The sequence below is a fragment of the Klebsiella indica genome (assembly GCF_005860775.1).
In the GTDB taxonomy this organism is placed as follows: Bacteria; Pseudomonadota; Gammaproteobacteria; order Enterobacterales; family Enterobacteriaceae; genus Klebsiella; species Klebsiella indica.
This window is the reverse complement of record NZ_VCHQ01000009.1, coordinates 54,773-68,879: the sequence shown is the minus strand read 5'-3', so window position 1 is coordinate 68,879 and position 14,107 is coordinate 54,773. Positions and strand designations below refer to the sequence as shown.

At 51.2% G+C, this 14,107-nt stretch carries 14 protein-coding genes; 5 read left to right on the top strand and 9 right to left on the bottom strand.

What is annotated here, in order from left to right:
* Positions 1-121: 121 nt before the first annotated feature.
* The gene (uspC, locus tag FE839_RS07810; protein ID WP_138360269.1) at positions 122-550 is read left to right on the top strand and encodes a universal stress protein UspC; all 429 of its coding nucleotides are present in this window, start codon (positions 122-124) and stop codon (positions 548-550) included.
* A 27-nt stretch (positions 551-577) separates the two neighbouring features.
* On the opposite strand, the gene otsA is transcribed toward uspC, so the two are convergent.
* From otsA to FE839_RS07785, 5 genes are all read right to left on the bottom strand, one after another.
* On the bottom strand, positions 578-2,002 hold the full coding sequence (gene otsA / locus FE839_RS07805) for an alpha,alpha-trehalose-phosphate synthase (RefSeq protein WP_138360268.1): 1,425 nt from the start codon (positions 2,000-2,002) through the stop codon (positions 578-580).
* The gene (gene otsB, locus FE839_RS07800; protein ID WP_138360267.1) at positions 1,977-2,780 is read right to left on the bottom strand and encodes a trehalose-phosphatase; all 804 of its coding nucleotides are present in this window, start codon (positions 2,778-2,780) and stop codon (positions 1,977-1,979) included. The genes otsA and otsB overlap by 26 nt, the downstream gene beginning before the upstream one ends.
* Before the next feature lie 159 nt (positions 2,781-2,939).
* Entirely contained in the window at positions 2,940-3,920 is a 981-nt protein-coding gene (araH, locus tag FE839_RS07795) for an L-arabinose ABC transporter permease AraH (protein WP_138360394.1), read from the bottom strand.
* Positions 3,921-3,934: 14 nt separating this feature from the next.
* Positions 3,935-5,449, bottom strand: coding sequence for an L-arabinose ABC transporter ATP-binding protein AraG (gene araG / locus FE839_RS07790; RefSeq protein ID WP_138360266.1), 1,515 nt, complete (start codon positions 5,447-5,449; stop codon positions 3,935-3,937).
* Between the two features lie 62 nt (positions 5,450-5,511).
* Positions 5,512-6,492 carry an arabinose ABC transporter substrate-binding protein gene (locus FE839_RS07785; protein ID WP_138360265.1) on the bottom strand — a complete coding sequence of 327 codons (981 nt, stop codon included), beginning with the start codon at positions 6,490-6,492 and terminating at the stop codon, positions 5,512-5,514.
* Between the two features lie 734 nt (positions 6,493-7,226).
* On the opposite strand from FE839_RS07785, the gene FE839_RS07780 reads away from it, so the two are divergent.
* Positions 7,227-8,738 (top strand): MFS transporter, encoded by a 1,512-nt coding sequence (locus FE839_RS07780; protein ID WP_171034848.1) that lies wholly within the window; start codon positions 7,227-7,229, stop codon positions 8,736-8,738.
* A gap of 49 nt (positions 8,739-8,787) precedes the next feature.
* Here the strand turns inward: FE839_RS07780 and FE839_RS07775 are convergent, their stop codons facing one another.
* Both FE839_RS07775 and azuC read right to left on the bottom strand, forming a co-directional pair.
* On the bottom strand, positions 8,788-9,039 hold the full coding sequence (locus FE839_RS07775) for a DUF2766 family protein (RefSeq protein ID WP_138360263.1): 252 nt from the start codon (positions 9,037-9,039) through the stop codon (positions 8,788-8,790).
* 78 nt (positions 9,040-9,117) lie between these two features.
* Positions 9,118-9,201 carry a stress response protein AzuC gene (gene azuC / locus FE839_RS07770; protein ID WP_138360393.1) on the bottom strand — a complete coding sequence of 28 codons (84 nt, stop codon included), beginning with the start codon at positions 9,199-9,201 and terminating at the stop codon, positions 9,118-9,120.
* A 205-nt stretch (positions 9,202-9,406) separates the two neighbouring features.
* Here azuC and FE839_RS07765 point away from each other — a divergent pair, with 205 nt between their 5' ends.
* A complete protein-coding gene (locus tag FE839_RS07765) occupies positions 9,407-10,828 on the top strand; it encodes an MFS transporter (RefSeq protein ID WP_138360262.1) in 1,422 nt (473 codons plus the stop codon).
* 40 nt (positions 10,829-10,868) lie between these two features.
* Here the strand turns inward: FE839_RS07765 and FE839_RS07760 are convergent, their stop codons facing one another.
* Positions 10,869-11,507 (bottom strand): RpiB/LacA/LacB family sugar-phosphate isomerase, encoded by a 639-nt coding sequence (locus FE839_RS07760; protein WP_138360261.1) that lies wholly within the window; start codon positions 11,505-11,507, stop codon positions 10,869-10,871.
* A 417-nt stretch (positions 11,508-11,924) separates the two neighbouring features.
* Between FE839_RS07760 and ftnA the strand changes: the two genes are divergently transcribed.
* Positions 11,925-12,422 carry a non-heme ferritin gene (gene ftnA, locus FE839_RS07750; RefSeq protein ID WP_138360392.1) on the top strand — a complete coding sequence of 166 codons (498 nt, stop codon included), beginning with the start codon at positions 11,925-11,927 and terminating at the stop codon, positions 12,420-12,422.
* A 36-nt stretch (positions 12,423-12,458) separates the two neighbouring features.
* Here ftnA and FE839_RS07745 read toward each other — a convergent pair whose 3' ends face one another.
* Positions 12,459-12,698 carry a YecH family metal-binding protein gene (locus FE839_RS07745; protein WP_138360260.1) on the bottom strand — a complete coding sequence of 80 codons (240 nt, stop codon included), beginning with the start codon at positions 12,696-12,698 and terminating at the stop codon, positions 12,459-12,461.
* A gap of 195 nt (positions 12,699-12,893) precedes the next feature.
* Between FE839_RS07745 and tyrP the strand changes: the two genes are divergently transcribed.
* Positions 12,894-14,105, top strand: coding sequence for a tyrosine transporter TyrP (gene tyrP / locus FE839_RS07740; protein WP_138360259.1), 1,212 nt, complete (start codon positions 12,894-12,896; stop codon positions 14,103-14,105).
* Positions 14,106-14,107: the final 2 nt, after the last annotated feature.

Genomic DNA, 14,107 nt, shown 5'->3' with positions numbered 1-14,107 from the left:
CAAAATCGTTATCCCGCCATACGTTTCCCCCCTATTTTCAGTCGCGAATACCCCTTGCGAAAACAGAGTAATCGGAGTAAAGACAATAAAAAGGGTTATTTGCGTATCTCAGGGAGGTTCAATGCCCTACTCACATCTGCTGGTCGCCGTTGCCCCAACCCCGGAAAGCCGGATGCTTCTTCAGAAAGCGGTTTCCATCGCCCGTCCCGTCAATGCAAAAGTCAGCCTGATTACGCTGGCGACGGACCCGGAACTGTATAATCAATTCGCGGCGCCAATGATGGAAAACTTACGCGAATTGATGCAGGAGGAAACGCGCGGATTTCTGGCGGAGCTCGCCCGCCACGCTGATTATCCAATTGCGAATATGACCATCGCCAGCGGCGAACTTGGCCATCATGTGAAAGATTTCTGCCAGCAGTATCACGTTGATCTGGTTATTTGCGGTAACCACAACCAGAGTCTGTTTTCTCGTGCGACCTGCTCGGCGAAGAGTATTGTCGGCTGTAGTGGCGTTGATGTGCTGCTGGTGTGTCTCGAAAAACGTTAGCGCCAGCGCGGCGCTAACGTTTTCGTCTCAGGCAAGTTTAGGGAAAGTCGCGACCTTACGTTCTAAATGGCTTTTCTCACTCCCCGGCTCAACCGCCTTTAGATCGGTAATAAACCTCTCCTGCCAGCGCTGAATATCATTATCCTTGATGACCGCCAGCATTGCCGAATGGCGAGCAATACGCTCAGCCAGCGGCATGGTTAGCGCCCGATCCAGCGCCGCCGCCACCTCATCACGATCGTAAGGGTTGACGATCAATGCCGTTGGTAGCTCATTCGCCGCGCCGGCAAACTGCGACAGAACCAGCACGCCCGGATTTTGCGGATCCTGCGCGGCAACATACTCTTTTGCCACCAGATTCATCCCATCGCGCAGCGGTGTGACCAGGCCGACATCCGAGTAGCGGAAGATTTTCATCAGCAGCTTGCGTTCAAAATGTTGGTTCAGGTAGTAAAGCGGCGTCCAGCCCAGTTGGCCGTATCGACCGTTGATGCGGCCAGCCGCGTTTTCCAGCTGGTGACGAATATCCTGATACGCCTGAACATCGCCACGCGAGGTCGGCGCAATCTGGGTATAGCGGATCTTACCGTGATGCTGCGGATAGTTTTCCAGCAGCGCTTCATAGGCGAGAAAACGTTCAGGCAAACCTTTTGAGTAATCCAGTCGTTCAACGGAAAAAATATTCTGTACGCTCTTAAGTTCGCTTTTCAACTGCGCCAGTTTTGGCGGTAACGGCCCTTTTGCGTTACGCGCGATTTCGTCGGGATCGATACCTATCGGGTAAACTTCGCTGCGGAAGGGTTTACCCCAGGCAACGTGATTTTTCCCGCTGCGCGTGGTCACCCGGGTCTGCGTTGATACGCAGTCGAGAAACGCCAGCCGGTCGTTCTCGGTCTGAAACCCCAACAGATCGTAATCACAGAGCTGTTCAAGTAGTTCCGCATTTGGGGGTAAGGCATTGAAAATTTCCGGCGTCGGGAACGGGATATGCAAAAAGAAGCCGATGCGATTGTTCACGCCGCGTTGACGCAACTCAGCAGCCAGCGGCAGCAGGTGGTAATCGTGGACCCATACGATGTCATCAGGTTCAATCAGCGGCAGCAGCTTGTCTGCCAGGCTGGCATTCACGCGTTGGTACCCTTCCCAGGCATCACGCTGAAAATCCACCAGATCGAGGCGGTAATGGAATGCGGGCCACAACACGGCGTTAGAAAAGCGATTGTAGTATTCATCATGGTCTTGCTCGCTGAGGTTGAATGACGCCCAGGTAATATTCCCCCGCGTCACTTTTTTCAACGGCTGCTGGTCATCGCCAATTTCCCCGCTCCAGCCAAACCATAATCCTCCGGCTGCTTTTAACGCCCCCATAATCCCTACCGCCAGACCTCCGGCGCTGGCCTTTTTATCATCTGGAGGGGCAATACGATTAGATACTACGACTAAGCGACCCATGATCATTTCTCCTGTCGGTTAGCGCATCTGGTTGTTGCCCATGATTCGCGATATCACTTATCCAAAGATGTACTGCGGTCACATCCGGCAAGTGCCAACGCGCCTGCGTTTCGCCGCTGCCGACTTTGACCGATACACCACCCAATCGATTGACGACGGCAAAGCCTGCTTCATCGGTTAAGTCATCACCGACAAAAACCGGCTTGCGCCCTTTGAAGGGCGTTTCCTGCATAAACGCGGCGATCGCCTCCCCTTTATCCACGCCATGCGGTTTGATCTCTATCACGCATTTACCTGGCTGTAACGCCAGAATCGGATAGCGTTGCACCACCTCTTGCGCCAACGCCAGCACCGCCTGCTGCTGCTGTGGCGCCTGCCGGTAATGCACCGCAAAAGCCATTCCTTTGCATTCCAGTTCGCAGCCGGGCAGCGCCGCCACTGCCGCGGTCAGCTGCGCAGAGAGCCTGTCGAGAAGCGCATCAGGTAAGGCGACAATATGCGTTTTACCATTGATATCACGGCGCTCAGCCCCGTGGACACCGGCAAGCGGCAGCCGGTAAGGACGGGTAAGTGCATCCAGCTCAACCATTGAGCGCCCTGAAATCAATGCCACCGCGCCGTTGTGCTGCTGCGTAAGCCGTTGCAGCGTCTGAAGAACGTCAGCAGGAATAACGACCTGATCGGGATGGGGTTTGATACCGGCAAGGGTACCGTCGAGGTCAAAGAAATACGCGTAGTTTCCGGTTAACGCAGGCGGTACAGAAATCTGGTCATCCACCCTGTGTCCTCCTTATCATGGTCAGCGACATGCTGAGTAGTAACGAAAGTTAGCCATGTAAGTATAGACAGTGTGACGAGCCTCGCCATTTTTGCTTATCATCGCCGGCGCAGCGGGCGCCAGCGATGATTCAGGATTACACTAAAAGATTGGGAATAATCAAGCGATACGCTTCGCTTTCTGTTTGTAGCGGTCGAAGATGACTGCCGCCAGCAAAATCAACCCGCGTACCACATACTGCGAGAATGGCGAAATATTCAGCAAATTCATCGCATTCTCTACCGTGCCCAGGATCAGAATCCCGGCAACCACATAGGAGATTTTACCGATCCCGCCTTTCAGCGATACGCCCCCCAGCACGCAGGCCGAAATCACAATCATCTCATAGCCAATCGACGTCATCGGCTGACCGCTGGTCATGCGCGATGCCAGAATGATGCCCGCAGCAGCCGAAACCAGCCCAGAGAGGACAAAAATAATAATCTTGGTGCGAACAACCGGGACTCCCGCCAGGCGCGCCGCTTCTTCGTTACCGCCAATCGCCAGCGTATTGCGGCCGAAGGTGGTTTTATTCAGCAGCAGGCCAAAAATAATCAGGCAGGCAACGGTCAGCCAGATAGGCGCAGGCAAACCAAACCAGTTGGCATAACCAAGGGCAAAGAAGCGCTCGTCTTCAATCCCAACGGCTTTACCGTCAGAAATAATATAGGCCAGACCGCGAACGATCTGCATCGTGGCCAGAGTGGTGATCAGCGCGTTAATCTTTAAACGGGCAATGACAAAACCATTTATCAGACCGCACAACGCGCCCAGCAGCAGGCCGGCGGCAATACCAATCCACATGCTTTCGGTGAGGTTAATCACCACCGCCGTGGTCACCCCGGCACAGGCGATAACCGAGGCTATCGACAGGTCAAAATCACCGGATGACAGGCAAAACAGCATTCCACAGGCCACCATCCCGGACATAGAAATGGCCAGTCCCAGGCCTTTCATATTAATAAATGAGGCAAAATTAGGCACAAAAATCACGCAGGCGATAAACAGCACCGCAAAAACGACCAGCATGCCGAACTGATCCCAGACGCGGGAAAAACTGAAAGCCGTGCGGCCGGAACCTGAAGTGGTAATTGATGACATCATAAACTCCTTACTCAGGCGACGGCCTGGCTCACTTTTGGCATTGCAAGGCTTAATGCCTGCTGTTCGTTGGCATGTTCATGCAGCAGCTCTCCGGCGATTTCACCTTCGCGCATCACGACGATACGGTCTGCCACGCCAAGGACTTCAGGTAAGTCGCTGGACGCAAATACCACCGCGACGCCAGAGTCTGCTAATGAATAGATGACGTTGTAAATCTCATGCTTAGCGCCCACATCAATACCCCGGGTCGGCTCATCAAGCAGGATGACTTTCATCTCCTCCGATAACCAACGTCCGAGAATCGCCTTCTGCTGGTTGCCGCCGGAGAGGTTCATAATCAGTTGTTCCGGACCTGGCGTTTTAATATTGAGCGACTTGATATGCTGATCGGCGTTTTCCGCTTCCCAGGCCGTATTGATGATGCAGCCCGCGAGAATATGCTTACGCCTGGCGCTGATATTGATATTCTCGCGTACCGAGTGGACCGGAATAATCCCTTCCGCTTTGCGGTCTTCCGGGCACAGCATCATACCGGCCTGAATCGCCTGCGCAGGTTTGCGAATATCAATGGCCTGGCCGTCGATATACACCTGACCGCCGGTAATTCTGCTGCCACCAAATATGCCTTTCATCAGCTCACTGCGCCCGGCCCCCACCAGACCAAACAGGCCGACGATTTCGCCGCTGCGGACCGACAGACTGACTGGCTGTCGTACTCCCGGCGCTTTCACCTGCTCCAGACGCAAACGCTCTTGACCATATTCACGCGGCCGCCAACCGTAAATATCCCCCAAATCACGCCCGACCATCGCCTGAACCAGAGCGTCGTGGTTAACTTCCTGCATATTGTCGAAGGTGCGCACGTAGCGGCCATCTTTGAATACCGTAATGGCATCGCTTAGCGCGAAAATCTCAGCTATACGGTGGGAGACGTAAATAATAACCCGCCCTTCCTGACGCAGTTCGCGAATCACCCGGAACAGGTTTTCGATTTCCCGGGCTGAAAGCGAACTCGTCGGTTCGTCAAAGGCGATGATTTTGGCGTTACGCGCCAGCGCCTTGGCAATCTCCACCATTTGCCACTGGCCAATGGAGAGATATTTCAGCGGCGTTTCCGGGTCGATATCGAGTCCCAGATGCTCAAGTTGCAAACGCGCCTCATAGTTGAGCAGCGAACGGTTGACGATCCCGCCTTTGTGCGGAAGCTGTCCGAGGTAGATATTTTCCGCCACGGTCATTTCCGGGATCAGATGCAGTTCCTGATAGATAATCGCCACGCCGGCGTTCAATGCCTCGGTGGTATTATTAAATACCATCTGCTGGCCTCTGATTTGCAGACTGCCGGCAGTCGGTATGTAGTTACCGCTGAGAATTTTCAGCAGCGTGGATTTCCCGGCGCCGTTTTCTCCCATCAAAGCGTGAATCTGTCCGGCATAGCAGTCAAAGCTAATATCGGACAGCGCTTTAACGCCCGGGAAGGTCATGGTAATGCCGTGAAATGAGAGATAAGGGGTTGACTGTTGCATAACGACTCCGCTTTTCTGGACTGGGCCTCCCGTTGATGACGAGGGGCCCGATCAATCAGGCCTTATAGCCCCTTTTTCGCCAGCTCTTCTTTATAGTTGTCGCGGGTAATCAACACCACGTCGGTCACGGCTGTGAATTTCGGCGGTTCAACGCCTTTCGTCACCCAGTTGTAAAGCATCTCGCTGGTTTTATAGCCGTGGATATCCGGGCTCGGCAACAGAGAGCCATAGAAACCGGTTGCCTGCGCCTTAGACAACTCATTCACCGCATCCACCCCGTTAATGCCGATACCAATGACGTCAGATGCTTTAAAACCCTGGCCTTCGGTGGCGCGCACGCCGCCCAGCACGGTATTGTCATTCATGCCGACAATCAGCCAGTGTTTTACTTCAGGATGTTGAACCAGCATGGAGTTACCGGCATCAAAAGCGCCGGGGATATCGTTAGATTTGGTTGGCACACGATAGATCTGCTTTTCCGGGAAACCGGCGGCTTTCAGCGCATCCATTGAGCCGGTGGTACGACGGCGGGCGGTATCGAGTTCATCAGCCGTGATCGCCATCACCGCCGTATCCTTCACATCCCAACCCCGTTTCTGCATCTCTTTATACAGCTCCTGTCCCTGACGTGCGCCAATTTCGCTGGCGGCCATCATTACCAGTGGCACGCTGTCCATCGGTTTACCCTTAGCATTGACAAACTGGTCATCGACGGTAATGACTTTCATATCATAGCCGCGTGCCTTAGCGACAATCGCAGGCCCAAGTTTCGGGTCCGGCGTACAGATCACGAAACCTTTCGCTCCGCTGGCCGCCAGACTATCAATGGCGTTCAGGGTTTTCTCGCCGTCGGGTACGGCAATCTTAATCACATCGAAACCTAAATCTTTACCGGCCTTATCGGCAAATTTCCACTCGGTTTGAAACCATGGCTCTTCGGGTTGTTTCACCAGAAAACCCAGCTTAAGCGTCTCAGCCATAGCTGATTGTGACATAACTGCGGCGAGACCAATCGCCGCCAGGGCTTTAGTAAATATGTGCATGGTAAACTCCAGCTTTTATTCGCTCTTATGTAGGGAAAAATCGGAATTAATTTTTAAATCAGACGAAAAACAAGGCATTAGAAAAATCTCGATCATGACTGCCATTGTTAAAACAGTATTAACCGGAAATTATTTCTCCATACGAGAGCGCAATCACATCGCGGAATTACAGTAATTGCGTACATAAAAACAGCGAAAAAAGCCATAAAAAAAGCGCCAATTATCATACAATTGACGCTCATAATAGCAGTATCATCTATATCACCAGCAGGCTTATCCTTGTGGGTACATTGAGTATGTCCCGTATGACTGAGTATGCGAGGCACCTTCCCCAGCAAACAGACTGCACGGTACGCACAAATTCAGACGGAAGGCGAATCAATTTAGTTCGCTGAATACCGCGCGCAGCCAGTGCCGCACCTGCATATTCTGTGTCGACGCTTTAGCGTAAAACAGACGCATTATCACCATCACTATCGTTACTCATCGCCATCGTTTTAAAACATTTTTCGCTAATAACCCGCTTTTAAATTCAAAAAATGAATTAAAAATTTTTAAACAGATCACATTAATGCGCAACAGACAGGTTATGAAAACTATTGGTGATCTCGATCACATTTAAAACCATAATCTAATAATATAAAAACAGTGTTTCAAAAATTAAAAACTCGGAGTTTATTTTAATGGCAAGATACACGGCTTCAGCCTCTGAAGGGCTGCAGGGAAGACCGATTTTGTTACGCCATCAGTTAGCCTACGGCGGCGGAAATTTACTGGGAAGCGGCGCACTGGCGATCAGCGGCGCGTGGCTACTCTATTTTTATACAACATTTTGTGGGCTGACGCTGATCGAAGCCTCTTTTATTTTCTCCGTCGCCAGCATTATCGACGCAATCAGTAACCCGCTAATGGGGTATCTCACCGATAACTTTGGCAAAACGCGCCTCGGTAAACGCTTTGGCCGTCGTCGTTTCTTTTTATTAATCGGTATCCCGCTGATGATGTTTTATCCACTGTTATGGATAGACGGACTCGGCTTTTGGTACTACCTGTGCACCTACGTGGCCTTTGAAATTATATACACGTCAATTATGGTCCCATACGAAACGCTGGCGACCGAGATGACCGACGATTTCTCGTTGCGGTCGAAACTCACAGGTTACAAAGCGATTTTCGGTAAACTGGCTAACTTTCTGGCGGCATTTATTCCCGGTCAGTACATCCTGCTTTACGGCAAAGAATCCGCTACGCCGTTCTTCCTGACCGGCCTGACCTACGGCGTCATTCTCATTATCGCGATCTCCTGCTTATGGTATTGCAGTTGGGAGCGACCGCGCGAAGAGGAAAACCGCCGCGAAGAGAGAAAAGGATTACTCAATACTCTTCTTATGCTGGCGAAAGATATGCGCTCGACATTTTATCTGCGCGTATTCCGTAAACACCTCGGTATGTATCTGTGTGGGTTTGGCGCCGAATGGCTGTTTGCCTCTATCTTTACCTACTTTGTTATTTTCGTTCTGCAACACGATCCGGCCATGGTCGCCGGTCTTAACAGCCTGAACTCTATTCTGCAATTGATCTCTACCGCGCTGTTTATCGGCCTGTGCGTGAAAAAAGGGTTCAGTAAACCCTACATTCTGGCATTGGGCGTGGTTATCTTTTCCGTGATGCTTTATACGTCGTTATGGTTCTTCCATTTGCCTGCTCACCTGGCCACCATCCTGATGTTTGGTATCACCGTACTGTTCGGCCTGGGTACCGGTGGCGTGTATTACATTCCGTGGACCGTATACACTTTTTTAGCCGATGTTGATGAGATCTATACCGGCCGCCGTCGTGAAGGTATTTATGCAGGGGCAATGACCTTTTCTGGCAAAATTTTACGCTCAATTATCGTCTTCACCATGGGCGCTATACTCAGCTTTTATGGCTTCCAGTCAAAAGCGCATACGCAACCGGAAAGCGCAGTAACCGCTATTGCGGTGGTGTTCTGTGTGGGAGTGATTCTGCTGGCTCTGGCGGCAATTGTCTTTAGTAAGCAGATGAAGCTCGATCGTAAAGCACATATGTTGGTTCTGCAGGAGGTTGCGCGCATTAAAGCGGGGGGAAAAATTGCTGATATCGCACCGGATGTTCGCCTTGTTGTTGAAGATTTAGTTGGCCATCGCTATGAAGAGTGCTGGGGTAACAACAAACTGTTCAGAAATACCGGGGAGACGCCGACCCGCGCCGCGGTTTCCCACTAACCCAATGATATTGCTCCCGCTATCCTGACGATAGCGGGACGACAGACGGTTAGTGCGCGTCTTCCTGCGGGGTAAACTTCAGTTCAATCAGGGCAATGGCTTTTTGCACTGCCCGCAGCGTCACCGGATCGGCAGAGGCGGGATGACTGGCAAAATCGATAGCTTTTAACTGGGTGGTCATTTTTTCACGCACCTCAACAGGGGCAATAATATCAATGACATCAAGAATTTGTTTGATAACTAACTGGCAGGCGACCACGTCGGAAACCAGTTCGTCATGTTCGGTGAGCGGTTGAGACATTTTTTACTCCTTTTTTCAGGAGCATAATAGTAACCTAAATCTTGAGAGATAAAAAAACCTGCCGCAGCAGGTTTTTTATCAGAACATACCGCCAGGAGGTACGTCTTTGAAGGTATTGCAGTAGTTTCTGAAAATGTTTTTCAGGATTTTGCGCAGTTTCATGAGTGACTCCACTTTTTGTTATGCCGATGTTAATCTCTATGTGGTTATAATATGATCTGCATCACATTAAATCAATAGAAATGTGCGCTAAATCACACTTTACCATCAAAATAAATTTAAGAATTAAAAAAAACAAACAAAATCGGATAGTTATAGCAACCGCGCCCTGTCGTGGTTCACCCCTTTCTCTTGCAGTGACACAACAATGAGCGCAGATATTTCCTCCAGCGACGACCGTTCCTTTTCCGCCCCGGCATTATTGGTGGCTGGCGCATTTTTTATGGAATACCTGGACGGTACGGTTATCGCTACCGCCCTGCCTGACATGGCGAAAGATTTTGGTGTTGCTGCGGTCGACCTGAACATCGGCATCAGCGCGTATCTTATCACTCTCGCCGTCCTGATACCCGCCAGCGGCTGGATAGCGGACCGCTTTGGCGCGCGCAAAGTCTTTACCCTTGCGCTGGCAATCTTCACCCTGTCGTCCGTTTTTTGCGGGTTGTCAACCAATGTCGATACCTTCGTGGCAATGCGAATTCTTCAGGGAACAGGCGGTGCGCTGATGGTCCCTGTTGGCCGACTGGCCGTTCTGCGTAGCACGCCCAAGCATCAGCTGATTAAAGCCATTGCCACCCTGACCTGGCCCGCGCTGGTCGCCCCCATTATTGGCCCGGCACTGGGCGGATTCATCACGAATTACACCAGTTGGCACTGGATCTTCTTTATTAATGTGCCGATCGGACTCATCGCTATCGCCCTGTCGTTACGCATCATCCCAAATATTCGCGATGAGGAAAGGCGCCCCTTCGATCTTCCAGGCTTCGTTGCTACTGCCGTCGCTATGGTGTGCCTGGTCGCCGCGATGGAGGTTCTCGGCGATCGCCAGCCATTGAGCTGGCAACTGCTGGCGCTGTTGCTACCAGGGTTTGGCTGTATGCTCTTCTCCTTGCGGCATTTTCGCCGGGCAGAGTGCCCAATGGTGCGCCTTGATGCGCTGCAAATTCCCACCTTCCGGGTCACCATGTACGGCGGCTCCCTGTTCAGGGCCTCAATTAGCGCGGTCCCCTTTCTGTTACCCCTGCTGTTTCAGGTCGGATTTGGCATGGACCCGTTCCACTCCGGGCTGCTGGTGCTGGCAGTATTCGTCGGCAACTTAACCATCAAACCGGCGACGACACCACTGATTCGCAGACTCGGTTTTCGGCGCCTGCTGCTAATCAATGGTGCATTAAACGTACTCTCGTTACTTGCGTGCGCCTTTTTAACCCCACAAACGCCGGTTTGGCTGATCTTTATGATTCTCTATCTCGGGGGCGTCTTTCGCTCAATCCAGTTTACCGGTGTCAGCACGCTCGCTTTTGCCGATGTGCCGTCAGCCCAGATGAGCTATGCCAATACCCTGTTCAGCACGGCTTCACAGCTGGCTGCCGGGCTCGGAATTACCCTCGGAGCAATCGGTATTCGTATTGGGGAAAAATTCAGTGAATGGTTCAGTCTTGCAAATCAGCCGGGGATCAGCTTTCGCCTGTCATTTATCTTTATTGCGCTGATTTGCCTGTTGGGAATGATCGATAGTTTGCATTTGACAAGAGAGGCGGGCAGCAGTGTGTCGAACAAAAAAAAATGAACGGGCCAGCCACGCTGGCCCATGTTAAGTTGACTGAAGATCAGCCGACAATCTGACGAACAAACGCTTCGATCTCTTTATCCTGGCAGTTTTCAAAGAAGCACTGCTGGAAGCGCGGACCGGAAACAGCGGTTTTCACCAGTTCGGGATCGATCGCACGCAGTGTATCCAGATAGTTATCTTTCACAACAGCGGCTTTAACGGTGTTCAGTATTCCGGCATTGCGAACCTGCGGTTCTTTACGTTCAGGCGGATAACCTTCACCTTTACGGCCAGTAAACGCTTTCTCAAAGATAAAGCGAACGTTCAATTCGGCTCCCCAGCCAAAACCTTTTGCAAACGGCAGAGAAAGCGCATTCCCGTTGTTGATCTGCGCAAAAAGGAAAGCGTCAGCCGGATCGATACAGTAGCCGCAAACCACTCCCGGATGAATATTCAACGACATCATGGCCCCCTGGCCGGTACCGCAGCCGGTAACTACAAAATCTACCGCTTTCGAGTTCAGCAAAATGCTGGCCATAATACCCAAATGAATATAAGTCAGGTGGTGGTCGTTTTCATCGCTCATACCGACGTTGTAAACCGGGAAGCCTTTTTCCTCAGCAACGGCGTTTAACTCATTGAGGATAATGGCGTTTTTGTTCGCCTGGCTATTTTCCATCATCAGTGCGATTTTCATGCTTTACTCTCCTGAATGCTGTGCGGGTTCGCCCGCGATAGTTCGTTAGCGTTGCCCTTAACGATAGCACCACATAAACATACTTTCAAATTTTATGAAAAGTTGTTTTATAAATTGCATATCCCCTCACACTTTTCATTCTCCCCCCTGCACAGCCTGACTCTCCCCGTTGCTGCTCAAACCATTTCCGACGTGTTGTCTGCGGGTGCCCGTTTTTAGCACGAGATCTGCGGTGATAATGAATAACGTCAAATATTAAATTAAAACCATTCTCATTATTTATTAAAGTGCCAATGCGTGTTATTCCCATTTGCATTATTAATAAATCATTTTATTAATTTACTTTTTGCAAATAAATTAATAACAAATTATAGTGACGACAAAATATGCTTTTATTTTATTTGCGGAGAAAACCTGATGCTAAAAACAGAAATGATCGACAAGCTCAATGCACAGATGAACCTTGAACTTTACTCCTCTCTGCTTTATCAGCAAATGAGTGCATGGTGCAGCTACCACAGTTTTGAAGGCGCCGCGGCATTTCTGCGTCGCCACGCGCAGGAAGAGATGACCCATATGCAGCGCCTGTTCGATTATCTGACGGATACCGGTAGCCTGCCCTGCATCGCAGCTATCGAATCACCGGCGGCGGAATATGCTTCACTGGACGAACTCTTCCGCGCCACCTATAAACACGAACAGTTAATTACGCAGAAAATTAACGAACTGGCGCATGCGGCGATGACCGGTCAGGATTATCCGACCTTTAATTTCCTGCAATGGTACGTTGCAGAGCAACATGAAGAAGAGAAACTGTTTAAATCTGTTATTGATAAACTGACCCTCGCAGGAAAAAGCGGCGAAGGTCTGTACTTTATTGATAAAGAACTGGCAACGCTCGATACGCAGAATTAAGCAAAATAATGGCGACGTGTAACAAACGTCGCCGTATTAATGATGGCAAATTTTACTTTCATGGGTATTAAACCCATTTTCTCTGGCAATAAACTTACCCTTTTTCTGCAAAAACGCCACCAGTTCCGCCGCACTCAGCCCCTCAGCCGAACAGGTATGGAATCGCGCCTCCGTGCCGAAACGCGCGGTAATCGCCGCCTCCAGGCTGGCGGCAGTATAAGGCTCACCTGACGCGAGCATCATTTGTAAAACTTCGTGGCCATGAATTGATTGCATAATGCCTCCCGTAAAACACAAAGCATAAACTCGTCGGGATAAGCGATTCTTGCGCCAGCGCAGCTTTAACGCAAAATCGCGACATCCGTAAACCAATCATTACACCCCCTGTACCACTGGTTTGACGAACACGCGGATTTCACATACCCTGCGCGGCATAATCAATTGTGTATTCCGTTATGGATAGATGAAAGCGTGAAGAATCGCACTCTTGGCAGTATTTTAATCGTCGCCGGGACCACTATCGGCGCCGGAATGTTAGCGATGCCATTAGCATCGGCAGGCGTCGGTTTCGCCGTTACGTTAGGTTTGCTCATCACGCTTTGGGCGTTGATGTGCTACACCGCGTTATTGTTGCTGGAGGTTTACCAGCATGTACCGGCTGACATGGGGCTGGGCTCTCTCGCGGCCCGCTATCTGGGGCGTTATGGGCAATGGGTAACCGGTTTTTGCATGCTGTTCTTATTGTACGCCCTGACCGCCGCCTATATAAGCGGGGCTGGCGAACTACTGGCCGCGAGTCTCAATCAGTGGCTGAACTGGACCCTGTCGCCTGCTGTCGGCGTTGCGCTGTTTACCGGCATCGGCGGGACGGTGGTGTGTATCGGAACATCGCTGGTCGACCTTTTTAACCGTTTTTTATTCAGCGCCAAAATTATCTTCCTTGCGGTTATGCTGGCGCTTCTCCTGCCGCACATTCATCAGATGAACCTGTTGACTCTGCCCTTACAACAAGGGCTGGCGCTATCGGCAATACCGGTGATGTTCACTTCTTTTGGCTTTCACGGCAGCATACCCAGTATCGTCAGCTACCTTAACGGGGATGTTCGAAAGCTGCGTCGGGTATTTATTATCGGTAGCTTTATTCCGCTGGTCGCCTATATTTTCTGGCAACTGGCGACCCTTGGCAGTATTGATTCGACCACCTTTACCCACCTGCTGGCAAAAAATGCCGGGCTTAACGGACTGTTAGAAACAATCCGCGGAGTGGTGGTTTCATCGCACGTTGAAGTGGCCGTCCATCTGTTTGCCGATCTGGCGCTGGCTACCTCATTCCTCGGCGTAGCGCTTGGGTTATTCGACTACCTGGCCGATCTGTTTCAACGTAACAACAGCGTCAGCGGACGTATACAGAGCGGTGCAATCACCTTTCTGCCGCCTCTGGCCTTCGCCCTGTTCTACCCGCGCGGGTTCGTAATGGCTTTAGGTTATGCCGGTGTCGCGCTGGCGGTACTGGCGCTCATGCTCCCTGCATTGCTGGCCATCAAGAGCCGTAGACAGCATCCTGATGCCGCGTGGCGAGTGGCCGGAGGGACCCCGGCTCTGTGGCTGGTTCTGCTGTGCGGGATCGGTATCGTGGGCATTCAGTTCGCTATTGCCACGGGGTTGCTGCCTGCGGTGGGGTAATC

Coding starts and splice junctions, on each gene's coding strand:
- uspC (WP_138360269.1), top strand. CDS start 122: ATGCCCTACTCACATCTGCTGGTCGCCGTTGCCCCAACCCCGGAAAGC.
- otsA (WP_138360268.1), bottom strand. CDS start 2,002: ATGGGTCGCTTAGTCGTAGTATCTAATCGTATTGCCCCTCCAGATGAT.
- araH (WP_138360394.1), bottom strand. CDS start 3,920: ATGTCATCAATTACCACTTCAGGTTCCGGCCGCACGGCTTTCAGTTTT.
- araG (WP_138360266.1), bottom strand. CDS start 5,449: ATGCAACAGTCAACCCCTTATCTCTCATTTCACGGCATTACCATGACC.
- FE839_RS07785 (WP_138360265.1), bottom strand. CDS start 6,492: ATGCACATATTTACTAAAGCCCTGGCGGCGATTGGTCTCGCCGCAGTT.
- FE839_RS07775 (WP_138360263.1), bottom strand. CDS start 9,039: ATGTCTCAACCGCTCACCGAACATGACGAACTGGTTTCCGACGTGGTC.
- azuC (WP_138360393.1), bottom strand. CDS start 9,201: ATGAAACTGCGCAAAATCCTGAAAAACATTTTCAGAAACTACTGCAAT.
- FE839_RS07765 (WP_138360262.1), top strand. CDS start 9,407: ATGAGCGCAGATATTTCCTCCAGCGACGACCGTTCCTTTTCCGCCCCG.
- FE839_RS07760 (WP_138360261.1), bottom strand. CDS start 11,507: ATGAAAATCGCACTGATGATGGAAAATAGCCAGGCGAACAAAAACGCC.
- ftnA (WP_138360392.1), top strand. CDS start 11,925: ATGCTAAAAACAGAAATGATCGACAAGCTCAATGCACAGATGAACCTT.
- FE839_RS07745 (WP_138360260.1), bottom strand. CDS start 12,698: ATGCAATCAATTCATGGCCACGAAGTTTTACAAATGATGCTCGCGTCA.